The organism is Arthrobacter sp. LT660, assembly GCF_056172845.1.
In genome coordinates, this window is sequence record NZ_CM149651.1 from 949418 (window position 1) to 970114 (window position 20697).

General features: G+C 71.2%; 19 protein-coding genes. 5 read left to right on the top strand and 14 right to left on the bottom strand.

Translation table 11 applies throughout. The annotated features are described in order from the left end of the window. Window positions 1-2: 2 nt before the first annotated feature. The 4 genes from AC0QSG_RS04325 to AC0QSG_RS04340 all read right to left on the bottom strand — a co-directional run bounded on the left by AC0QSG_RS04325 (window position 3) and on the right by AC0QSG_RS04340 (window position 4207). Window positions 3-1586: an L-aspartate oxidase gene (locus AC0QSG_RS04325; RefSeq protein ID WP_475376772.1), complete on the bottom strand. Its 1584-nt coding sequence runs from the start codon at window positions 1584-1586 to the stop codon at window positions 3-5. Beyond that, window positions 1583-2854, bottom strand: a complete 1272-nt coding sequence (gene nadA / locus AC0QSG_RS04330) for a quinolinate synthase NadA (protein WP_475376773.1) — start codon at window positions 2852-2854, stop codon at window positions 1583-1585. Before nadA ends, AC0QSG_RS04325 begins: the two co-directional genes overlap by 4 nt. Beyond that, window positions 2851-3630: an NUDIX hydrolase gene (locus AC0QSG_RS04335; RefSeq protein WP_475376774.1), complete on the bottom strand. Its 780-nt coding sequence runs from the start codon at window positions 3628-3630 to the stop codon at window positions 2851-2853. Before AC0QSG_RS04335 ends, nadA begins: the two co-directional genes overlap by 4 nt. A gap of 106 nt (window positions 3631-3736) precedes the next feature. Further along, entirely contained in the window at window positions 3737-4207 is a 471-nt protein-coding gene (locus AC0QSG_RS04340) for an Lrp/AsnC family transcriptional regulator (protein ID WP_475376775.1), read from the bottom strand. Between the two features lie 237 nt (window positions 4208-4444). Between AC0QSG_RS04340 and AC0QSG_RS04345 the strand changes: the two genes are divergently transcribed. Genes AC0QSG_RS04345 through AC0QSG_RS04360 form a run of 4 tightly spaced genes read left to right on the top strand, consistent with a single transcriptional unit; the run spans window position 4445 to window position 7572 of the window. Beyond that, window positions 4445-5401 (top strand): thiamine pyrophosphate-dependent enzyme, encoded by a 957-nt coding sequence (locus tag AC0QSG_RS04345; protein ID WP_435726953.1) that lies wholly within the window; start codon window positions 4445-4447, stop codon window positions 5399-5401. 25 nt (window positions 5402-5426) lie between these two features. Continuing rightward, window positions 5427-6431, top strand: a complete 1005-nt coding sequence (locus tag AC0QSG_RS04350; RefSeq protein WP_475377273.1) for an alpha-ketoacid dehydrogenase subunit beta — start codon at window positions 5427-5429, stop codon at window positions 6429-6431. Next, the gene (locus tag AC0QSG_RS04355; protein ID WP_435726722.1) at window positions 6424-6753 is read left to right on the top strand and encodes a biotin/lipoyl-containing protein; all 330 of its coding nucleotides are present in this window, start codon (window positions 6424-6426) and stop codon (window positions 6751-6753) included. The genes AC0QSG_RS04350 and AC0QSG_RS04355 overlap by 8 nt, the downstream gene beginning before the upstream one ends. Window positions 6754-6756: 3 nt before the next feature. Further along, window positions 6757-7572: an alpha/beta fold hydrolase gene (locus tag AC0QSG_RS04360; RefSeq protein ID WP_475376776.1), complete on the top strand. Its 816-nt coding sequence runs from the start codon at window positions 6757-6759 to the stop codon at window positions 7570-7572. 67 nt (window positions 7573-7639) lie between these two features. Here the strand turns inward: AC0QSG_RS04360 and AC0QSG_RS04365 are convergent, their stop codons facing one another. From AC0QSG_RS04365 to AC0QSG_RS04380, 4 genes are all read right to left on the bottom strand, one after another. Further along, window positions 7640-8983: an MFS transporter gene (locus AC0QSG_RS04365; RefSeq protein WP_475376777.1), complete on the bottom strand. Its 1344-nt coding sequence runs from the start codon at window positions 8981-8983 to the stop codon at window positions 7640-7642. Between the two features lie 123 nt (window positions 8984-9106). Next, window positions 9107-10327: an MFS transporter gene (locus tag AC0QSG_RS04370; RefSeq protein WP_475376778.1), complete on the bottom strand. Its 1221-nt coding sequence runs from the start codon at window positions 10325-10327 to the stop codon at window positions 9107-9109. A gap of 81 nt (window positions 10328-10408) precedes the next feature. Next, a complete protein-coding gene (locus AC0QSG_RS04375; RefSeq protein ID WP_475376779.1) occupies window positions 10409-13429 on the bottom strand; it encodes an AAA family ATPase in 3021 nt (1006 codons plus the stop codon). Next, window positions 13426-14592: an exonuclease SbcCD subunit D gene (locus AC0QSG_RS04380; RefSeq protein WP_475376780.1), complete on the bottom strand. Its 1167-nt coding sequence runs from the start codon at window positions 14590-14592 to the stop codon at window positions 13426-13428. The genes AC0QSG_RS04375 and AC0QSG_RS04380 overlap by 4 nt, the downstream gene beginning before the upstream one ends. A gap of 63 nt (window positions 14593-14655) precedes the next feature. Between AC0QSG_RS04380 and AC0QSG_RS04385 the strand changes: the two genes are divergently transcribed. Then, window positions 14656-15564, top strand: coding sequence for an ADP-ribosylglycohydrolase family protein (locus tag AC0QSG_RS04385; protein ID WP_475376781.1), 909 nt, complete (start codon window positions 14656-14658; stop codon window positions 15562-15564). Here the strand turns inward: AC0QSG_RS04385 and AC0QSG_RS04390 are convergent. The 6 genes from AC0QSG_RS04390 to murI all read right to left on the bottom strand — a co-directional run bounded on the left by AC0QSG_RS04390 (window position 15561) and on the right by murI (window position 20654). After that, a complete protein-coding gene (locus tag AC0QSG_RS04390) occupies window positions 15561-16565 on the bottom strand; it encodes a 3'-5' exonuclease (protein WP_435726715.1) in 1005 nt (334 codons plus the stop codon). The two genes, AC0QSG_RS04385 and AC0QSG_RS04390, sit on opposite strands and share 4 nt — an antisense overlap. 10 nt (window positions 16566-16575) lie before the next feature. Then, the gene (locus tag AC0QSG_RS04395; protein ID WP_435726714.1) at window positions 16576-17292 is read right to left on the bottom strand and encodes a DedA family protein; all 717 of its coding nucleotides are present in this window, start codon (window positions 17290-17292) and stop codon (window positions 16576-16578) included. A gap of 66 nt (window positions 17293-17358) precedes the next feature. Then, entirely contained in the window at window positions 17359-18012 is a 654-nt protein-coding gene (gene rdgB / locus AC0QSG_RS04400; protein WP_475376782.1) for an RdgB/HAM1 family non-canonical purine NTP pyrophosphatase, read from the bottom strand. Further along, complete coding sequence (rph, locus tag AC0QSG_RS04405) at window positions 18009-18767, bottom strand: ribonuclease PH (protein ID WP_435726712.1); 759 nt, start codon at window positions 18765-18767, stop codon at window positions 18009-18011. The genes rdgB and rph overlap by 4 nt, the downstream gene beginning before the upstream one ends. Window positions 18768-18852: 85 nt before the next feature. After that, the gene (locus AC0QSG_RS04410; protein WP_435726711.1) at window positions 18853-19713 is read right to left on the bottom strand and encodes an MBL fold metallo-hydrolase; all 861 of its coding nucleotides are present in this window, start codon (window positions 19711-19713) and stop codon (window positions 18853-18855) included. Then, window positions 19710-20654, bottom strand: coding sequence for a glutamate racemase (murI, locus tag AC0QSG_RS04415; RefSeq protein WP_475376783.1), 945 nt, complete (start codon window positions 20652-20654; stop codon window positions 19710-19712). Before murI ends, AC0QSG_RS04410 begins: the two co-directional genes overlap by 4 nt. Between the last annotated feature and the right edge of the window lie 43 nt (window positions 20655-20697).

Here is a 20697-nt window from a genome sequence, read left to right on the forward strand (position 1 = left end):
GTCTACTGTCCTGTCTTGACGAGGGCGCGCCGGGCCAGGGAGGCCGGCGGCTGGGGGAAGTCGGTGCGGTGGTGGGCACCCAGTGAGTTCTCCCGGGCCAGGGCCGCGGCGGCGATGATGCGCCCGACCGTCAGCAGGTGCGCCAGTTCCCGCCGCGGACGACCATCGGCCGGGGCCGACCACGCGGTGAGTTGCTTGGCGGCCACGCGCAGTGAGCCTTCCTCGCGTTCGACGGCGAGCGCCCGCCCCGTGAGTGAGTGCAGGGCCGCCAGGTCCACGGACTGGGGCTCGCCGGAGTCCGTCCCGGCGGGCTCCGCGAGCGTCAACGTGTCCATGTCCCCGGGCAGGGGCGCGGGGGGCCGGCCGTCGTCGTTTGAGAGCGCCACAACGCTGGTCCACGCGTAGACCAGTCCCTCCAACAGCGAGTTGGAGGCCAACCGGTTGGCCCCGTGGGCGCCGGTGCAGGCCGTTTCCCCGGCGGCAAGCAGTCCCGGAACGGTGGTGCGCCCGTGGGCGTCGGTGACGATGCCGCCCATCCAGTAGTGCTGCGCCTCGGCAACGGGCACGGGTGCCACGGCCAGGTCGTGTCCCAGTTCGCGCAGTCGGGAGGTGATGCCGGGGAACCGTCCCGCGAGGAATCCCCTGCCGCGGTCCGCCTCCACCGTGGTGGCGTCCAGGTAGACCGCGCCCGTGGCGGCGCGGACGCGGTGGATGGCCCGTGCCACCACGTCCCGCGGCGCCAGTTCCGCGTCCGGATGGAGGCCGGGCATGAAGCGGTGTCCCGTGCCGTCGAGCAGGACGGCGCCCTCCCCGCGCACGGCTTCGGAGACCATGAAGGGTCCGTCCGGCACGAGGGTGGGATGGAACTGGACGAATTCGGCGTCGGCGATCGCCGCACCGGCGTTCCACGCCAGGGCGGCCCCGTCTCCCGTGGCGCCGGCGGGATTGGTCGTCCAGGGGTAGAGGACCCCGATCCCTCCGGTGGCCAGCAGGACGGCGTCGGCGCGGATGGAGCTTCCGTGCCCGGAGGACCCGCCCGTGGCCCGCACGCCGGCGACGCGGCCGGCGTCGTGCTCCAGCGCGTGGACGAACGTCCCCTCCTCGATCGCCAGCCGTCCCTCGGACTCCAGGCGGCGGCACACGGCGATCAGGCTCTGGGCGATGGCCCGGCCCGTGGCGTCCCCGGACGCGTGCAGGATCCGCGGGCGGGAATGGGCGCCCTCGAGCCCCAGCCGGTACAGCGGCTCTCCGCCGCGGGATGCGTCGGCGTCGAACGCCATGCCCATGAGGGCCAACCGCTCCACGTGGCCCCAGGCGGCCGCACACACCATGCGCACGGCGCGCGGGTCGCCCAGCCGCGCGCCGGCCACCAGCGTGTCCGCGACATGCGCCCCGATCGAGTCTCCGCCGGCACGTCCCTGCGGACCGACCGCCGAGAGCCCGCCCTGGGCGTACCAGGTGTTCGAGTCGCCGAGCCTGTCCTTGGTCAGCAGCCGCACCTCGTGTCCCCGCTCGACGGCCACCACCGCGGCGTAGAGGCCGGCGATGCCGGATCCGACGACGGCCAGCGACGGGCGCCTGCTCATGGGCGGGCGGCCAGCATGCGGTCCAGCGCGACCTTGGCCTCGACGGCGACGTCCCCCGGAACGCCGATGCGGTTGACGACGCGCCCGGCGACCAGTTCCTCCAGGACCCACGCGAGGTATCCCGGGTGAATCCGGTACATGGTGGAACACGGGCAAATCACCGGATCGAGGCAGAAGATGGTGTGCTGCGGGTACTGGGAAGCGAGTCGGTTCACCATGTTGACCTCGGTCCCGATGGCGAATGTCGAGCCGGCGGGCGCGGCGGCCACCGCCTTCTGAATGAAGTCGGTGGAGCCCGCGGAGTCCGCGGCGTCGACGACCTCCATGGGGCACTCGGGGTGCACGATCACCTGGACGTTGGGGTAGTCCGTCCGCGCCTTCTCGATCTGCGCGACGCTGAAGCGCTTGTGCACGGAGCAAAAGCCGTTCCACAGGATGACTTGGGCGTCCGCCAACGCCTCCGCCGTGCTTCCGCCGAGCGCCTTGCGCGGCCTCCACAGCGGCATGCGCTCCAGCGGGATCCCCATGGCCTTGGCGGTGTTCCGCCCCAGGTGCTGGTCGGGGAAGAACAGCACGCGGCGCCCGCGTTCGAAGGCCCACTCGAGCACCGTGGCGGCGTTCGAGGACGTACACACGATCCCGCCGTGTCGCCCGACGAACGCCTTCAGGGCGGCGGAGCAGTTCATGTAGGTGACGGGGATGACCGGGGCCTTGCCGTCCTCGTCGGATTCGGAGGCGTAGAGCTCCATGAGCTGCTCCCAGCACTCCTCGACCGAGGACTCGTCCGCCATGTCGGCCATCGAGCAACCGGCGGCGAGGTTCGGCAGGACGACGGCCTGGTCTTCGCGGGAGAGGATGTCCGCCGTTTCGGCCATGAAGTGGACGCCGCAGAAGACGATGTACTCCGCCGCGTCGCGCGTCTGGGCGGCGTTGGCGAGTTGGAAGGAGTCTCCGACGAAGTCCGCGTACTGGACCACCTCGTCGCGCTGGTAGAAGTGGCCCAACACCACCAACCGGTCGCCGAGGGTCCGCTTGGCCGCGCGGATCCGGCCGTCGAGCTCGGCGTCACCGGCGTTGCGGTACTCCTCGGGCAGTTCGCCCTGCCGCGGGGTGGCGGGCGGGGCGGTGTCGCCCATGGAGGAACCCGGACCATAGGAGGGCGCCCCGGCGTCGAAGTTCCACGGGGCCTTGGCAAGGTCCGTGGTGCAGGTGGCGTCCGGTGCCTTGCCCAGGGTCAAACGCTGGATGGTGGTGTTCACGCTGCTCATGCTGGGTTCCTGTTTCTGCCGTGGGTGTCTGCGGGGATCGGTGCCGGGGCCGGAACGCCGTTGGTGGGCGACGGACCGGTGTAGCGGTAAAGCCGCGGGGGCCGGTGCTTGCCGCCGTGGAGGTACTCGTCTGTGGCCTCGATGTCCTCGGCGCCGCGGAGCTGGCGGCGGAAGTTGGCCGGGTCGATCCGGCGGCCGAGCACCGCTTCGTAGACCTCCCTGACCTGTGCGAGCGTGAAGCGGTCGCCGAGGAACCGGTGGGCGATGGAGCCGTAGGCCACCTTGTTCCGCAGCCGCCACTGCGCGTAGCGGACGATCTCCGAATGGTCGAAGGCCAAGGCCTCCTGGGCCTCGGGGCCCTCGGCGGGGAACCAGGCGACGTTCGGGTCCTGGCGCAACACCGACGTCGCCTCCCCGGCGGCGGGGTCCGCGGCGTCGTCCTCCCGCACCAGTGCCCAGTACACGATCGAGACGACGCGCCGCGATGGGGAACGGTCCAGCCCGCCGAACGCGTAAAGCTGCTCGAGATAGCGGGGAACCAGACCCGTGGTGGTCAGCAGGTTGCGCGCGGCGGCGTCCTGCAGCGTCTCGCGGGCGCCGAGAGGTCCCCCGGGCAGTGCCCACCGGCCCCTGTACGGTTCCCTGGTTCTGCGCACCAGCGGCAGCCACAAGGTTTTGCCGCTTCCCGTCCCGTCGTCGCGCAACGCGAAGATCACGGTGGAGACGGCCAGTTCCGGGGTCAGGTCGCGGCGTTCGGAAACGTTGGCGAACTCCATGACGCGGCTCCCTCCCGATGGTCCCACCCACGGGCCCCTTAGTTAGTGTCAGATTGACTCTAACTGAGGATACTCCCGCACCGGGGGACTCCGCAAACAGTCGGCGTCACGAAGCCGCGGCAGCGCGCGCCAAGGGCAGCGCCCGCAGCGGGATCGGCGTGTTCAGCACCACCAGCGAAGAGGACCGCACCACGGTACCCGTGGAGATGACCGCATCGAGCACCCGCTGCAGGTCCGGATTGGAGCGCGCCACGACGCACGCCAGCAGGTCGCTCTCCCCCGACACGGTGTGGAGCTCCAACACCTCCGGGATCGCCGCGAGCGCGTCCGCTACGGCGTCGTGCCCCGCGTCCTGGTGGATCGCGAGCGAGCAGTAGGCCCGGACCGGATACCCGAGCCCCTCCGCGGAGAGGTGCGGACCCCAGCCGGTGACCACCCCCTGGCGCTGCATCTTGTCCAGCCGCGCCTGAACGGTCGCCCTGGCGACCCCGAGCGCGCGCGACGCCTCCAACACCGACATCCGCGGATCGCCGGAAAAGGCCTCGAGGATCTTCGCGTCCAACGAATCGACAGGCATGCGGTACTCCCGGGGCTAGATTTACATTTTGTCTGAGTCTTTGCGCAGATCATGCCACAGACTGCACACACTGCACCGGTCCTGGCGACCAGATTGCGCAGATCTTGGGCGGTGACTAGCGTCACTGGCATCTAGCCATCCGCACAACGAAGGAGCCGCCTCGTGGGCAGCACACCCGCACTGGAACCGGACGCCGCGGCGCTCTCCCCCGAGGAGCTCAGGGGCCTCCACCGGCTGATGGTCCAGGTCCGCCACCTCGATTCCTCGGCCGTCGCGTGGCAGCGGCAGGGCATCATCCCCGGCTACGCCCCGGAGCTCGGGCAGGAGGCCGCCCAGGTGGGCAGCGCCCACGCCCTCGACTTCACCCGTGACTTCGCGTTCCCGACGTACCGCGAGATGGGCGTCGCCCTGACGGCCGGGGTCGACATGGTCCAGTACATGTCCACACACAAGGCCACCTGGCACGGGGGCCTCTACAACCCGGCGGAGACCCACGTGGCCCCCATCCAGGCGGTCGTGGCCGGCTCGGTGCTCCACGCCGTCGGGTGGGCGCACGGCCAGCGGACGGACGGCAAGGACGGTGTGGCCATCGCCTACTTCGGCGACGGCGCCAGCTCGCAGGGCGACGTGCACGAGGCGATGAACTTCGCCGCGGTGATGAAGGCGCCGGTGGTCTTCTTCATCCAGAACAACGGCTGGGCCATCTCCGTCCCCACCGAGCGCCAGGTCGCCGGCGGATCGGTCGCCGCGCGCGGAGCCGCCTATGCGATACCCGCCCTCCAAGTGGACGGGAACGACGTCGTTGCCGTGGTCCAGGCCGTGCGCGCGGCCGCCGCACACGGCCGCGCCGGCAACGGGCCGGCCATCGTCGAGGCGATGACCTACCGGCGCGGACCGCACTCCACCTCGGACGACCCGGGGCGCTACCGCACGCTCGAGGACGAGCGTCGCGACGCCGGAGAGGACCCCGTCTCCCGCCTCGAATTGCGGCTGCTGGCCGATGGCGTCATCACGGCCGCCGATGTCGCGGCGGCGCGCGACCGCGCCGCCGAGCTCGAGGAGCGGGTCCGACTGGGCATCCAGGACCTCGGTCCGCGCCCGGGCAACGAGATGTTCGACTTCGTCTTCCAGCAACCCACCGACACACTGAAGGCCCAGGCCGCGAACTGGCGCAAGGAGACCGAACATGCCTGAGACCACCACCCTCGAAGGGACCTCCATGGACGCGCACCGCGGAACGGCCGGCACCACGATGTCCATGCAACAGGCCCTGAACCGCGCCCTGGACGAAACCCTCGCCGCGGACCCGCGTGCCATGGTGTTCGGGGAGGACGTGGGCGCCCTCGGCGGCGTCTTCCGCATCACCGACGGGCTGCAGGCCAAGCACGGGGCGGACCGCGTCTACGACACCCCGCTCGCCGAGTCCGGGATCATCGGCCTCTCCGTGGGCCTGGCCATGGCCGGGTTCCACCCCGTCCCCGAGGTCCAGTTCGACGGCTTCGCCTACCCTGCGGTCAACCAGATCGTGTGCCAGCTGGGCCGCATGAACTACCGCAGCCGCGGGACCCTGCCCATGCCCGTCACGCTGCGCGTTCCCAGCTTCGGCGGCATCCGCGCACCGGAGCACCACGGGGAGTCGCTCGAGGCCCTCTTCGCCCACGTACCGGGACTGAAGGTCGTCTCCCCCGCGAACCCGCACCAGGCATACCACCTGCTCAAGAACGCGATCGCGATGCCGGACCCCGTCATCTTCATGGAACCCAAGTCCCGCTACTGGCAAAAGGGCGAGGTGCTGCTCGGGGACCCCGGCACTCTGACGGGATCCGTCGTCGCCCGGGAGGGGCGCCACCTGACGCTGATCGCGTGGGGCGCCATGGTGGCCCGCTGCCAACAGGTCGCCGAGTTGGCGGCCGAGGACGGGATCGACGTCGAGGTGGTGGACCTGCGCTGGCTCAAGCCCATCGACGCCGAGGGCCTGGCAGCCTCCGTGGCCAAGACGCGCCGCGCCGTGGTCGTGCACGAGGCCCCGCAGACCGCCGGCCTGGGGGCCGAGGTGGCCCAACTGGTCACCGAACGTTGCTTCGGCACACTCCGGGCGCCCGTTGAGCGGGTGACCGGGTTCGACGTACCGTATCCCTCGGGGGACCTCGAGGACGAGTACATCCCCAACATCGACCGGATCCTGTTCGGCATTCAACGAGTATTGGAGTACCGCCGTGGCTGAGCTTCCCTTCCCGCTGCCGGACCTCGGCGAGGGCCTGATCGAGGCGACCGTCCTGGAATGGCTGGTCGCCGAGGGCGACCAGGTCGAACGCAACCAGCCCCTCGTCGAGGTGGAGACCACCAAGAGCGCACTGGAGCTCCCCAGCCCCCAGGCAGGACGGGTCCTGCGCACGCACGGCGGGCCCGGGGACACGATCCGCGTCGGCGAGACGCTGGTGGTGTTCGAGGTTCCGGACGACGCCGCGGGGATCGTCGGCACCGTTCCGCGGGACGCCGCGCCGAAACGGCGCGTCCGCCTCACGGCGAACCCGGACGAGGACTAGGCCGTGGCCGCGCACCCGGAGCACCTGGTCGAGGGTTCGGCCAACGGCCTAGCCGTCCGCACGTTCGATCCGGCGGACGACGCCGGCGCGCCACCGGTCCTGCTGGTGCACGGCTTCGCCTCCTCCACGGAACTCAACTGGGTCTCCACCGGTTGGATCGCTGCGCTGAACGACGCCGGCCGGCGGGCCATCGCCGTCGACCTGCCCGGCCACGGGGCAAGCCCCGCGCCGGAGGACCTGGACGCGTACACCCCCAGCCGCATCCGCGCCGATCTCCTGCAGGTTTTGCAGGACCAGCACGTGCGGCCCCTGCGCGAGGGCGATCCCGGCTCCGGCGTCGACGTCCTGGGCTATTCGCTGGGGTCGCGGCTGGCCTGGGAGTTCGGCGCCACACAGCCGCAGCTGGTGCGGGGGCTGGTTCTCGGCGGCGCGGCCGCCCACGATCCGCTGGCGGATTTCGACCTCGCCGCCGCCCAGCGCCACCTCGCCGACGGCTCGACGATCGAGGACGCCCGGACCGCGGAGCTGCTGCGCATGGCGCGTCTGGTCCCGGGCAACGACCTGTTCGCGCTGATGAGCATGGTGGAGGCGGTCAAGTCCGAGCCGTTCGACCCGGCCCACACCGTGCCGGGTATGCCCGTGCTCCTGGTCGCCGGCGACCGGGACGGGATGGCCGCGACACTGCCGGAGCTCACCGCCCTGCTGCGCGTGCGCGGGACCGAGGTCGCCGAACACCTGCTGCCGGCCCGCACGCACGCCAACGCCGTCACCTCCCGGTCCTTCAAGCAGCGGACGCTGGAGTTCCTCTCCGCGCGCTGATCCACCCGGGCACAACGACGCCGGCCGGCCCCCGAACGGGAGCCGGCCGGCGTCGTTTGCGGTGCGTTTAGGCGACCGGGGTCGTCTCCACGACGTCCTCGACGCGCAGGTTGCGGCCCTTGGTTTCGCCGACCCACAGCACGCCGCCGACCGAAACCACGGTGATGGCCATGATGTACAGCGCGATGGAGCCGGACCAGCCGGTCGCCGCGAGCAGCGCCTGGGCGATCGTGGACGCGAACGCCCCGCCCAGGATGGCGCCCATCGCGTAGCCGATCGAAATGCCCGAGTAGCGGATGTGCGCCGGGAACATCTCGGCGTACAGCGCGGACTGCGGGCCGTAGGACAGGCCCAGGCCGATGGTGAGGATGAAGATGGACGCCCCGTAGACGAAGATGTTGCCGCCGTCGATCAGCGCGAACATCGGAATCATCCACACGAACACGATGCCGTAGCCGATGAGGAATGTGTTGCGCCGCCCGATGTGGTCGGACAGCCACCCGCCAACGAGCGTGAAGATCAGCCACCCGAACGAGCCGAACGTCGTGGCCAGCAGAACCGGCGCGAGCTCCATGCCGAGCACCTTGGTGGTGTAGGTGATGAAGAACGCGATGACCAGGTAGCCGGCGGCGTTGTTGGAGATGAAGATCAGGGCCGCCTGGACGACCTGCTTGGTGTTCGTCTGGAACAGCTGGCGCAGCGGGGTGTGCTCGCTGGCCTTGCGCTGCTCGAGCTCCTTGAAGATCGGTGATTCCTCGACGGTGCGGCGGATCATGTAACCGACCACGATCAGCAGAACGGAAAGCAGGAACGGGATGCGCCAGCCCCAGGCGAGGAAGTCCTCCGGGCTCATGGACGTGCGCAGCAGGAAGAGCAGGCCGGTGGCCAGGATCATTCCGATGGGCACGCCGATCTGCGGGAACGCACCGAACAGCCCGCGACGGTGGTTGGGTGCGTGCTCGACGGCCATGAGGGCCGCGCCGCCCCATTCCCCGCCGGCAGAGAAGCCCTGGATGACCCGGAGCAGGACGAGAAGCAGCGGTGCCCACAGTCCGATCTGGGCGTAGGTGGGGAGCAGGCCGATCAGTGCGGTCGCCACGCCCATGAGGATGAGGGTGAAGACGAGCACCTGCTTGCGGCCGAACTTGTCGCCGAGGTGGCCGGCGACGATGGCGCCGAGCGGGCGGAAGAAGAACGAGATGCCGATCATGGCGAAGGACAGGATCTGGGCCAGGGCGGCGTTGCCCTCCTGCAGCGGCGTCAGGAACAGCGGCGCCAGCAGCGTGGCGGTGAGCTGGGCGAAGATGAAGAAGTCGTACCACTCGATGGTGGTGCCGACTAGGGTGCCTGCGAGGACCATGCGTTCTTCCTTCCGCTTTTCAGCGGGACGAAGTGGAGTGGATGTTGCCATGGGGGCTCCGTTGTTCTGCGCCGTGGGTTGCGCACTGGATCGATGATGTTCGCGTAGACCGACCGTTCGGACGGTTTATGTGCTGGAAATCATAATACGGCAACGGGCATATTGCGCCACCCCCTATTTTCGGGAGCGGAGCCGCGCCATCAGGATGCCTGCCGCGAGCAGGACAACGGCGGCCGCGGCGGCGACCGCGAAGGCCCCGCGGTGGCCGTGGCCGTCGGCCAGCAACCCCGCGAGGGAGTTCCCGATCGCCGTTCCCACGACGATCCCGCTGGCCAGGAGGGTCATGACCGTGCCCAGCCTGCCGGACGGGGCGACGTCCCCGCCGACGGTGAAGACCGTGACCATGACGGGACCGACGGGCAGACCCACGAGCAGCAGCACGAGCACCATCGCCCCCGTGCTTGCCGGGAGCTGGAGCAACAGCGCCAGGGGCACCAGGGCGGCGGAGCAGGCAACCCACCTGGCCGGTCGTGCCCAGCCCGAGGGCCAGGCGGAGACGGACAGTGCCGCGGCCGCGGAGGTCAGGCCGAGCGCCGCGTACAGCAGCCCGCCGGCGCTGGGCTGGCCCTGGTGCCCGGCGAAGGCGACCGCCCCGGCGGCCGTGGAACCGAACAGGGTGCCCATGCCCACCATGCCGGCGACGGCCACTGCCACCCGCAGCAGGCGGCCGCGATCCCACCGGCCGGCGGACTCGTGGCCCGCGCGTCCATGCTGCGGCACGGCGGTGCCCGTGCGGTGAATGGCGAAGGCGGGCACCAGGAGCAGTGTCAACGCGGCCGCGAGCGCCAGCGGCAACCACGGCGCGACGAGCGACGCCAGCAGTCCCACGATCGCCGGTCCCATCACGAAAGTGAGCTCGTCCACGGTGCTCTCGTAGCTCAGTGCCGTTTCGAGTTCCCGACGCGCCGCGGGGCGGCCAGTGGTGAGCGACATCCAGCGGACCCGTGCCATCGACCCGACCTGGGGGCATGTTGCCCCGGCCGCGAGGGCCAGCGCCAGATTTCCCGCGCCGGTGTTCCCCGCCGTAACCGTCAAGACGAGTGCGGCGACGACGACGGCGTGCGCCAGGGAGGAGGGCAACAGGATGCGCCGCTGCCCCAACCGGTCCGCGGCGTAGCCCAGCAGCGGCGCACCCGCCGCGGAGCCGATGCCCACGGCTCCGGCAGCGAGGCCGCCGGATGCGTAGGAGCCGCTGACCGACGAGACGAGGGTGAGTGCGCCGATCGTGAGCATGGCCAGCGGCAGGCGGGCGAAGAAGGCGATCGGGAAGAAGGCCGGTCCGGCGATGTCGAACAGTGCCCGGAAGGCGGAGGGCCGTTTGGTGTGGACGATCACGGTTCAGGGTTCCTCAAAAGCGTGCGCCCGTCCCAGCCACCCGGAGCGCCCAACCCTTGTGTGGCCCATTCTACTACCGGCTCAACGCGCTCCCACCGTGTCCATGACGACACTGAGGCGGGATCCGTGGCGCCCCTTGTCGACGCGCAGCTGGGCCGGGATCCGTTGTTTCATCTCCGGTACGTGGCTGACCACGCCCACCGTTCTTCCGCCGGCGCGCAGTCCGTCGATGGCGTCCATGACGAGTTCGAGAGCGCCCTCGTCCAGGGACCCGAACCCCTCGTCGACGAAGAGCGTCTCCATGTCGATGCCGCCGGATTCCTGCTGCACCACATCGGCGAGCCCCAGGGCGAGTGACAGCGAAGCCATGAACGACTCGCCGCCCGAGAGCGTGGACGTGTCCCGCTGTTGGCCCGTCCACGCGTCCACGACCTGCAGTCCCAGCCCGGATTTGTTGTTCCCCCGCCGCCCGTCGTCGTGGACCAGCGCGTACCTCCCATTGCTCATCACGTTCAGGCGCACGGTCGCGGCCGCCGCGACCGCCTCCAGCCGGGCCGCGAGGACGTAGGTGGACAACGTCATCCGCAGGATGTTCTCGCCGCCGCCCCGGACCAACTCCGCCACCGCCTTGACCGTCTCAAACCGCTCCAGCACCGGGCCCATGCGCGCGAGGAGCTCATCGAGGGCGGTGCGCGCGGCGCCGAACCGTCCCGCGTAGGAGTCCAGCACCGCGCGTTCCCGCAACGCCGCGTCCCTGGCCCCGGCACACGACGCCCGATGATCCGCGGCTGCCGCGAGTGCCACCGACGTCGACTCCCCCGGACCTTCTCCCGCTGCCGTTCGTGCCCGCGCGATGCCCGGATGCGCGGCCAGCGTCTCGAGCCGGACGGCCTCGGCGCCGTGCTCGGCCAGCAGGGCCCGCAGCTCGCCCTCGCGCCGCGCGGGCTGAAGCGCGGCAACGCGCTCCGCCGCGTCCGCGAAACCGCGCTCGGAGAGGACCGCGTCCAGCTTGGCGCGCGCGGACACCGACGCCGCGGAGGACGAGGCCAGCCTGCGCTCCGCGTCGACGCGCCGGCCCAAAAGCTCCGCTGCGCTCCGCACGTCAGCCAGCCGGGCGGCGAGAGACGCGTGGGATCCGCGCAGGTTGGCCAGCCGCTTCCGCTGGGCCCCGGCGGTGGCCCCCAACTCCTCCGCGCTCGAGCGCAGCGCGGCGAGTCGCTGCCGGCCCGCGCCGACACGGGGCTCAAACTCCTCGACGCGGCGGAGCGTTTCCGACTCGCGCTCCCGCGCCGCGCAGTGGCGGTCCGCGGCATCCCGCGCCGTCTCGAGGGCGCCACTCGCTTGCCGGACCGTCTCCGCTGCGTCGGTCTCGTCGATCGAGCCGGCCAGCGCCAGCAGGCGGGATTCCTCGATGCGTTCCTTGTCCAGCGCTTCGCGGACCTGAAGCTCCGTCGCCGACGCCGTGGCCGCGGCCGCCTCCGCGGCGGCCTCGTCGGCATCCGTGACCAGGGGCCCGTCCCCCGACGTCGCCGGCATCGGATGTTCGTGCGAACCGCAAACCGGACAGGGTTCGCCCTCGGTCAACTCGACGGCCAGGGAAGCCGCCGCCTGGGACAGGCGTTGCCGTGAGAGGAGCGTGGCTTCCCCACGGGCGCGCAGGGCGGCCTCCGAGGCGCGCACCCACTTTTCGGCCGCGGCCCGGGCCCGTGGGCGGTGTGCGTCGCGTTCGCGGACGAGCCCCAGGATCCGTTCGGCGCTTTCGAGGGAAGACCTCCTGCTGTCCAGGGCGGAGGCCTCCTTGGACGTGGCCTCGACATCGGCGCGCAGCCCCGGGAGCGACTCCCGCGCCCGGGCGAGGTCCGCCTCGTCCGAGTCCACCTCCGCCTCGAGGGAGACGATCTCACGACCGAGAGCGGCGACGCGGGCGTCCAGTTGCGACAGTTCGGTCTCCTGCGGAAGCGCCTCCGCCACGACGGCCGCCTCGTCCGATGCCAGGCGGTGGGCTTCGTCGACGGACATGGCGTCTTCCACGAGGGAAGCCGCCATCGGATGCGCCCGCAGTGCGGCAAGCGTCCGGTCCGCTTCCTCCGTGGCGGCGAGCGACTCGGCCTCGGCTGCGGCCGACGCCTGCGCCTCGGCTTGGACCGCCACCGCCCGCTCATGGGCACGCAGAACCTCGGCGGCCTCCCCGGCGGCAGCCGCTTCCCCGCGGTGCCGTCGGGTCCGTTCGTCGAGTTCGCCCAGCAGGCGCGCGTCCTCCACCCGCTGCTCCAGCTCCCGGACCGTGGTCTGCGCCTGGAACAGCGACAACTCGGTGAGTCGCAGTTGCCCGTCGCTTTCGGCAAGACGCAGTTCCAACAGGTCCGCAATAGCCTGGGGCAGTCGATCGTCCCCGACGTCCAACGCGTCCGGTTCGGCCTCGGACACGAGTGTTGCCCCGGCCTCCGTCCGCAGGTGCTCCAGCTTGGTCGCACGGCTGCGCCGGGCGTCGTCGGCCTCCACGCGGGCGGACGACAGCCGATCGGCGAGGAGCTGCTCCACGGACGCGTAGGTGGTCGTGTCGAACAGCCGCTTCAGCAGTGCCTCTCGCTCCTTGTCCTTGGCACGGAGGAATGATGCGAATTCGCCTTGAGGAAGCATGGCGACCTTGGTGAATTGCTCCTTGTCCAGCCCCAGGACGGCCCGGACTTCCCCGGAAACCTCGTCGTTGCGCGTGGACTTTTCGCGCCAGGACCCGTCGACGTGTTCGCGCAGGCGGCTCTGGGCCTGCTGCTTGGTGGTCCCGGATCCGCGGGACTTCGGCCGCTCCCACGCCGGGCTGCGCAGCACCTCAAAACGCCGTCCGCCGGTGCTGAACTCGCAGAGGACTTCGGGGGCGACGGACTCCGCGGCATGGTCGCTCCGCAGCCGCGTGGATCCCTCCCGCGCCCCGGGAAGCCCTCCATAGAGGGCGTAGCAGATGGCATCCAACACGCTTGTCTTCCCTGCCCCGGTCTCCCCGTTCAGGAGGAACAGCCCCGCTCCGGAGAGCTCGTCGAAGTCGACGGTCTGCCGATCCGCGAACGGCCCGAACGCCTCGACCTCCAGCCGGTGGATCCTCATGCGCTCACCAGGGTGGACGCGGCATCGGCCAGGACATCGTTCAACAGGCCGGACTCGGCGTCGTTGGCCGCACGTTGCCGCACGTGCTCCACGAACCCCTCGCAGACCTCCTGCGCCGTGTCCGCCGCCGCGATTCGCTCGCCGTACGTCGTGGCGGCGTCGTCCTTCCGCCCCTGGGGGTCGAAGGACAGCACAAGGGTGTCCGGAAACCGGGCGCGCAGCCGCTCCATCGCCTGCGCCGGACGTTCCGTGTCCGTGAGGCTGATCTGGCACCAGGCCGTCCGCGCCCACTCGTACTCCGGATTGGACAGCAGCGCCTCGAGCTCCCCGCGGAGGACCGCGAGGCGCCGCGGCGCCGCCCATTCGACGGCCTCGACGTCCCGCAGCCCCTCCGGCCCGACATCCACGAGCAGTGCGCCCTTCGTGTGGCCGGCCTCCGAAAAGGAGTACGCCAGCGGGGAACCGGAGTAGCGGACGTTCTCGGCCAGCCGTTGGCGGCCGTGCAGGTGGCCGAGCGCGACGTAGTCGAAATCCTCGAAGTGCGACACGGGCACCACATCGAGGCCGCCGACGCTGAGTTCGCGCTCGCTCTCGGAGGCGGCGCCGCCGGCGGCGAACACGTGGGCCAGCACGACGGAACGCACCGGAACCGGCGATCCCGCGCGCCGTGCGGCCAGATCCAGCCTGACGCGGTCCAGCGCCGCGGAGATCACCGGGGCGTGGCCGGGCTCCTCGACGCCCAGCTCCTCGGCGACCATGCGGGGCTCGAGGTAGGGCAGGGCGTAGACGGCGAGGAGGTGGTCCCCGCCATCGAACAGCGCGGGCCGGGCCAGGTCCGCGGCATTGGTTCGAAGGTGCAGCCCGGCCTCCTCGAAGAGCCGGCGACCGAAGCCCAGCCGGATCGCGGAGTCGTGGTTGCCGCTGCTGACCACCACCTGTGCCCCCGCGCGGCGCAGGCGGACCAGCGCGTCGTCGAATAGCGACACGACGTCGACTCCCGGGAGCGCGCGGTCGTACACGTCGCCGGCGATGAGCACGACGTCGACCGAGCGCCGACCGACGACGTCGACGAGTTCGTCGATGAACGCCTCCTGATCTTTCAGGAGGCCGGCGCCGTGGAACGACCGGCCGAGGTGCCAATCGGAAGTGTGGAGCATTCTCATACCGCCACGTTACTGTCCGCCCCCGACAGGTTGGTTCCGCCACGCCTTCACTACACTGGCCCAGTGACTTCGACCCATGAGACTTCCCTGACCGCCGAGCAGTTCGCCGACCGCGTGGTGGCCGTCCTGGCCGCGACGGCCATCGCGCCGGGACTCGGGCACGCCGCGGACGCCGCGCCGCAGGGGACGCTCGACGGCGGTTCCAGCCTCCAGCTCTACCTCATGGACGGGCTGCTCGAGGCCCTCGAATGGGCAAACGACGGGTTCGGATCGGACGAGGCGGCGTGCATGTGGCTGGCCGGTCTCCGCTGGCACCGTCTGGCCACCGGGTCCTTCCCGGATGGCGCGCCCGAGCCCCGGCCGCGATGGCTCGACGAGGCGCTGGCACCGCTGGCCCCGGGAGGGATCGCCCCCGCCGACCCGCTGGACCTGTCCGGGCTGGACCACGACGCGATGGGGACCGTGGGGCGCCCCCACGATGCGTCCGCCGACGGTCCCGGCGTCCTGGCCCGCGCCGCCGTGAGCGCGCTGCTCCCCCGGGTGACCCCGGCGACGACGGCGAAGTTCGCGACCGACGCCGCCGCCCTGACCCACGGATCACGCGCGGCGACGTCGGCGGCGGCCGCTGCCGCGATGCTCGTCCACCGGGCGCTGTCCGGCGCCGGAGTGCCCGGCGAGAAGGACGCGGGAACGGGGGAAAAGGGTCACGCGTGGGACGCGCTGCGCGCCGCGGTTGCCGCCGTCGCGGCGGCAGGACGGGCCCATGCGGATCCGGCGGACGCGCTGGCGGACGCGGCGGGCACGCTTTGTGCCCGGGGCCGGACACCGGAGGCGGCCTTCGCGGGAGCCCTGCTCGCCGCCGCCCACGGGACGGCAGCCCTGCCCGCGGACTGGGAATCGCTGACAGCAAGCGCCGACGCCATCCGGGAGATGGCGCGACGGTGGATCCGGCTGACCTTCGGCGAGGGCTAGCGGCCCTCCGGCCAGGAGCCGCCGACCATCTGCAGGAACTCCCCCTCGGCGAGCACCTCCACGCGGGCACCCGCCTCGCGGAGACGCAGCACGTGCTTCGCCTTCGAGGTCAGCCTCCCGCCCGCCAGATCCCGGGCGGCAAAGCCGTCGCCGACCACCAGCACGGAGGTCCTGCGGGTCACGCGGCTCGCCGTGGTCGCGCCGACGTCCGCGGCGCGGTTCTTGGCGTCCTGGCGGCTGATGCCCAGGTTCCCGGTGAAGACCACCGTCTCGCCGAAAAGCGGGTGCGCCGCGTCGGCGTCGGGATTCGGCGCCGGATCCTTGCCCTCCTGCGGCCACACCGCCCATTCGGGCTGTTGCGGGACCGTGCCGCCGGCCTGTTTCCAGCCCTGCGCGTCCCGCGTGGCCTTGGACAGCGGATCGCCCGGGACAAAAGCCTCCGAACGGCCCGGGCGCACCGCCAGCGCCCCGAGGAGCCCGCCAACCGTGGGGGCGCCGTGGATGCGTCCGATGTCGATCATGATCCCGGCGCAGGCGCGCGCGTCCTCCACGGCGTCGTGGTGGTTGCGCAGCGGAACGCCTGCGGCCTCCGCCGCGAAAGGCAGTGAATACGAGGGAAGGTCGTAGCTGCGCCGTGCGAGGATCACGGTGCAGGCGTAGTCGTAGGCGGGGCCCGGCAGGCCGGACGCCTCGAGGCCGGAGCGGATGACCCCGAGGTCGAAGGCGGCGTTGTGGGCAACCAGCGCGTCGCCACCGATGAATCCGGCGATCTCCGGGAAGAGGTCGCCGAATCGCGGTTCCCCGGCGACCATGTCGGCCGTGATGCCGTGGATCTGCACATTGCGCGCGTCGAAGTGGTCGAATCCCTCCGGCGGCCGCATCAGCCACGAAGCCTCCTCGACGATCCTGCCGCCCCGGACCTTGCTCAGGCCCACGCTGCAGGCCGAACCGCGGAATCCGTTGGCGGTCTCGAAGTCGATGGACGTGAAGTCGTAGGACATGCCCCCGTGCCTAGCTGGACGGACCGTCGTTGGCCGGGTCGACGCCGGGCACGGCCGCGCGGTCGCGGCGGTGCTTGACGACGCGGCTGACCACGAAGTAGAGGAGGTACAGCGCCACCAGGGCGATGATGATTTTCTGGAAGACCCCGGCGTAGGCCTCCACGACGTGCCAATTCTCGCCCAGGTAGTAGCCCGCGAGCACGAAGATGGAGTTCCAGATCGCGCTGCCCGCCGTGGTGAGCCCGATGAACTTCCATTGCGGCATGGCCGTCACACCCGCGGGAATGGACACCAGGCTCCTGAAGAGCGGAATCATCCGGCCGAAGAAGACGGCGGCGGCCCCGTGCCTGTCGAACCACGCCTCGACGCGGTCGACGTCCTTCAGGTCCACCAGCGGCAACTTGCCGAAGATCCACCGCGTGCGTTCGCGCCCCAGGGCACGCCCGAGCCAATACAGGGCGATGGCGCCCACCACGGAACCCAGCGTGGTCCAAAAGAGCGCCTCCGCCAAAGTGAACGAACCGCGACTGGCGGTGAACCCGGCCAGGGGAAGGATGATTTCCGAGGGCAAGGGCGGGAAAAGGTTCTCCAACGCGATGGCCAAGGCGGCGCCGGGCGCCCCAATGGTCTCCATGAGGCCGACGGCCCAGTCGGCGATGCCTGACAAGGCACTGCCTCCCGAGGGGTCGGTGGCCGCGGCGGTCGGGAGCACGGAAAAAGTATTCATTGCCCTCAAGTGTGCCCTAGGTCCCCGACGTTTCGGTGGTCCTCGCCCGTCCGTGTGGCGAATGCCTCAGGCGCCGGGTACGTTCCCGGACAGCGCCTCGACGATGTGCGGCAAAAGCGCCCGGAAGGCCTGGCCGCGGTGGCTGATCGCGTTCTTCTCCTCCGGACCGAGCTCGGCGCAACTCCGTTCCAGTCCCTCGGGCCGGAGGATGGGGTCGTAGCCGAAACCGCCTTCGCCGCGCGGCTCGCGCAGCAGCGTGCCGGGGAGCCGGCCCGTCTCCACCGCCTCCGCACCGCCGGGAAGGGCCAGCGCCGCGGCGCAGACGAACGCGGCTCCGCGGTGGGAATCGTCGATGTCGGCCACCTGGTCCAGAAGCAGTTTGAGGTTCGCGCGGTCGTCGCCGTGGGTGCCGGCCCAACGCGCCGAAAAGATTCCGGGCGCCCCGCCCAGTACCTCGACGGCGATCCCCGAGTCGTCGGCGATCGCGGGCAGGCCCGTGTGCGCGACGATCGCATGGGCCTTGAGCAGGGCGTTCTCCTCGAACGTCGTTCCCGTCTCGGCGACGTCGGGGGCGCCGAGCGCGGCCGCGTCCACGACCTGCGTATCGACGTCTATCCCCGGGATGCGGTCGCGGAGCAACTCGCGGAGTTCGCGCAGTTTGCCGGGATTTCGGGTGGCCAGGACCAGCCGCGGGACCTTGTCCGCCACGGCGCCGCTCACGCGGAACCCCCCAGCGTCTCGCGCTGGATACGCGAAAGCTCCGTGGTGCCGGCGAGCGCCAGGTCCAGCAGGCGGTCCAGCTCGTCGCGGTCGAAGGGCGCGCCCTCGGCGGTGCCCTGGACCTCGACGAATTGGCCGGATCCGGTGACGACGACGTTCATGTCCGTCTCGGCGCGGACGTCCTCCACGTACGGCAGGTCCAGCATCGGGACGCCGTCGATGATGCCCACGCTGACGGCGGCCACGGTGTCGCGGAGCACCTCGGCGTTGGGCTTGATGAGCTTCTCCGCGCGCGCCCAGCGCACGGCCTCGGCCAGTGCCACATAGGCTCCGGTGACGGCCGCGGTGCGCGTACCGCCGTCGGCCTGCAGAACGTCGCAGTCCAGGACGATCGTGTTCTCGCCGAGGGCCTTGGTGTCGATGATGGAGCGCAGCGAGCGGCCGATCAGCCGGGAGATCTCATGGGTCCGGCCGCCGATCTTGCCCTTGACGGACTCCCTGGCCGAACGGGTGTTGGTGGCCCGCGGAAGCATGGCGTACTCGGCGGTCACCCAGCCCTTGCCCTCGCCCTTGAGCCAGCGCGGGACGCCCGCCGTGAAGGACGCGGTGCACAGGACCCGCGTGTTGCCGAACTCGATCAGGGCGGATCCCTCGGCCTGGCTGGACCAGCCGCGCGTGATGCTGATCGGGCGAAGCTGCCCGGGGGTGCGCCCGTCGGCGCGCAGGACGGGGGAAACGGTCGATGCGTCAGTCATGCCTCCAGCTTAGGCGCGGAGCGGCCCCGGCCGAACATCGCGCGGGCGCGCCGGGCGTGTGCGCGGACGGGCGTCGATCCGCCGGCTACGCGCGCGTCGGGTCCTGCGCCTCGGGCGCCGCCTGCGGCTCCCCGAGCCGGGTGCCGGACCACACGCCGTAGGTGACGCCGGAGACCGCCACCGCCAGGCCGCCGTCGTATGTTTCCTTGGCCTCGGAGACCACCGTGTTGATATCCGTCCAGACGGGCACATGCGTCAGCAGCAGGCGGCGGGCACGGGCCTGGGTCGCCATTTGCCCGGCGCGGCGCCCGGTGAGATGGACGCCGTCGATCCCGTCGTCGCGGCCCTCCTCGAAGGCGGCCTCGCACAGGAACATATCCGAATCGGCCGCCGCCTCGACGAGTCCGTCGCACGTGTCGGTGTCCCCGGAATAGGCCAGGACCGACGTGCGCATCCCACCGTCCGACGTCGGCTCGCTGGCCTCGACGCGCAGCGCATAGGCCTCCTCGACGGGGTGCCGAACGGGGACCGCGGTGATGGTGAACGGCCCGAGCCGCACCGGGGCGCGCTCGGTCCAGTGGTTGAAGTCGAAGTCCTCGTGCATTCCCGGATCCAGCGGCAGGCCGTACGCGGTGGCCATCCGGTCCGCCGTCGCTGCCGGCCCCCAGACGGTGATGCGGTCCCGGTTCCAGCCCGTGGGGTCCCAGTGCACGGCCACGTGCAGGCCGCAGAGGTCCATGCAGTGGTCGGGATGCAGGTGGCTGAGGAAGATCGCGTCGATGTCCTTCAGGTCCATGTAGCGCTGGAGCACGCCCAGCGAGCCGCTGCCCAGGTCCAGGATGATGCGCCAGGGGCGGACGCCGTCGTGCCCCGTGACGAGGTAGCACGACGCCGGCGAGCCGGGGCCGGGGAACGATCCGCTGCAGCCGATGATGGTGAGCTTCATGGCCGGCCGCCCGTTCCGACGCCGGCGCGGGCGACCATCTCCGGGGTGATCCGCGCGATGGATCCGGTGGGATAGCGCGCCGCCACGTGGTCAACGCGCTGGACACCGAGCACCTCGGGTCCGAGGAAGCGCCGGGCCAGCACCTCGAACGAGCCGGCGTCCCCGGTGGAGATGAACTCGTGGGTCGGCCGCGGGCCGTCCGGGCGCGACAACCCGTGGCGCATGAGGGCCGCGTAGACGTCCTTGGCCGTCTCCTCCGCGCTGGAGACCAGCGTGACGGAGTCCCCCATCACGTATGAGAGGACACCGGTCAGGAGCGGATAGTGCGTGCACCCGAGGACCAGGGTGTCGACGTTGGCGGCCTTGAGCGGGGCCAGGTACTCTTCAGCGGTCCGCAGCAGCTCGTCCCCCGTGGTGACGCCGCGCTCGACGAACTCGACGAAACGCGGGCAGGCCGCGGCCGTGATGTGCAGGTGCGGGGCGGCCGCGAACGCGTCCTCGTAGGCGCGCGACCCCACGGTCGCGGACGTGCCGATGACACCGATCCGGCCGCTGCGGGTCGCCGCGACGGCCCGGCGCACCGCCGGCTGGATGACCTCCACCACCGGGATCCCGTAGCGCGCCGTGTAGCGCTCTCGGGCATCGCGCAACACCGCGGACGACGCCGAGTTACACGCGATGACCAGCAGCTTGACGCCGGCGTCCACCAGCTCGTCCATGACGCCCAGCGCGTTGGCGCGGACCTCGGCGATCGGCAGCGGACCGTAGGGGCTGTTCGCGGTGTCCCCGACGTAGAGCGTGGATTCGTTGGGCAACTGGTCGATGACGGCACGCGAAACCGTGAGACCGCCGACGCCGGAGTCGAAGATCCCCAGGGGCGACGCCGCCCGCGGCGGTGTCACAGCGTCCGCGGTTGCGCGCGGGCCTGGATCGTGAGTCATGGTCTACAGACCATACTTCCTCCGGCCGCCTCCCCGGGCGGTT

What these genes read in the sequence shown, in the direction of transcription:
- AC0QSG_RS04325 (WP_475376772.1), bottom strand. Translation starts at nt 1,586, where the DNA reads ATGAGCAGGCGCCCGTCGCTGGCCGTCGTCGGATCCGGCATCGCCGGC.
- nadA (WP_475376773.1), bottom strand. Translation starts at nt 2,854, where the DNA reads ATGAGCAGCGTGAACACCACCATCCAGCGTTTGACCCTGGGCAAGGCA.
- AC0QSG_RS04335 (WP_475376774.1), bottom strand. Translation starts at nt 3,630, where the DNA reads ATGGAGTTCGCCAACGTTTCCGAACGCCGCGACCTGACCCCGGAACTG.
- AC0QSG_RS04340 (WP_475376775.1), bottom strand. Translation starts at nt 4,207, where the DNA reads ATGCCTGTCGATTCGTTGGACGCGAAGATCCTCGAGGCCTTTTCCGGC.
- AC0QSG_RS04345 (WP_435726953.1), top strand. Translation starts at nt 4,445, where the DNA reads ATGGTCCAGGTCCGCCACCTCGATTCCTCGGCCGTCGCGTGGCAGCGG.
- AC0QSG_RS04350 (WP_475377273.1), top strand. Translation starts at nt 5,427, where the DNA reads ATGGACGCGCACCGCGGAACGGCCGGCACCACGATGTCCATGCAACAG.
- AC0QSG_RS04365 (WP_475376777.1), bottom strand. Translation starts at nt 8,983, where the DNA reads ATGGCAACATCCACTCCACTTCGTCCCGCTGAAAAGCGGAAGGAAGAA.
- AC0QSG_RS04375 (WP_475376779.1), bottom strand. Translation starts at nt 13,429, where the DNA reads ATGAGGATCCACCGGCTGGAGGTCGAGGCGTTCGGGCCGTTCGCGGAT.
- AC0QSG_RS04380 (WP_475376780.1), bottom strand. Translation starts at nt 14,592, where the DNA reads ATGAGAATGCTCCACACTTCCGATTGGCACCTCGGCCGGTCGTTCCAC.
- AC0QSG_RS04390 (WP_435726715.1), bottom strand. Translation starts at nt 16,565, where the DNA reads ATGTCCTACGACTTCACGTCCATCGACTTCGAGACCGCCAACGGATTC.
- AC0QSG_RS04395 (WP_435726714.1), bottom strand. Translation starts at nt 17,292, where the DNA reads ATGAATACTTTTTCCGTGCTCCCGACCGCCGCGGCCACCGACCCCTCG.
- rph (WP_435726712.1), bottom strand. Translation starts at nt 18,767, where the DNA reads ATGACTGACGCATCGACCGTTTCCCCCGTCCTGCGCGCCGACGGGCGC.
- AC0QSG_RS04410 (WP_435726711.1), bottom strand. Translation starts at nt 19,713, where the DNA reads ATGAAGCTCACCATCATCGGCTGCAGCGGATCGTTCCCCGGCCCCGGC.
- murI (WP_475376783.1), bottom strand. Translation starts at nt 20,654, where the DNA reads ATGACTCACGATCCAGGCCCGCGCGCAACCGCGGACGCTGTGACACCG.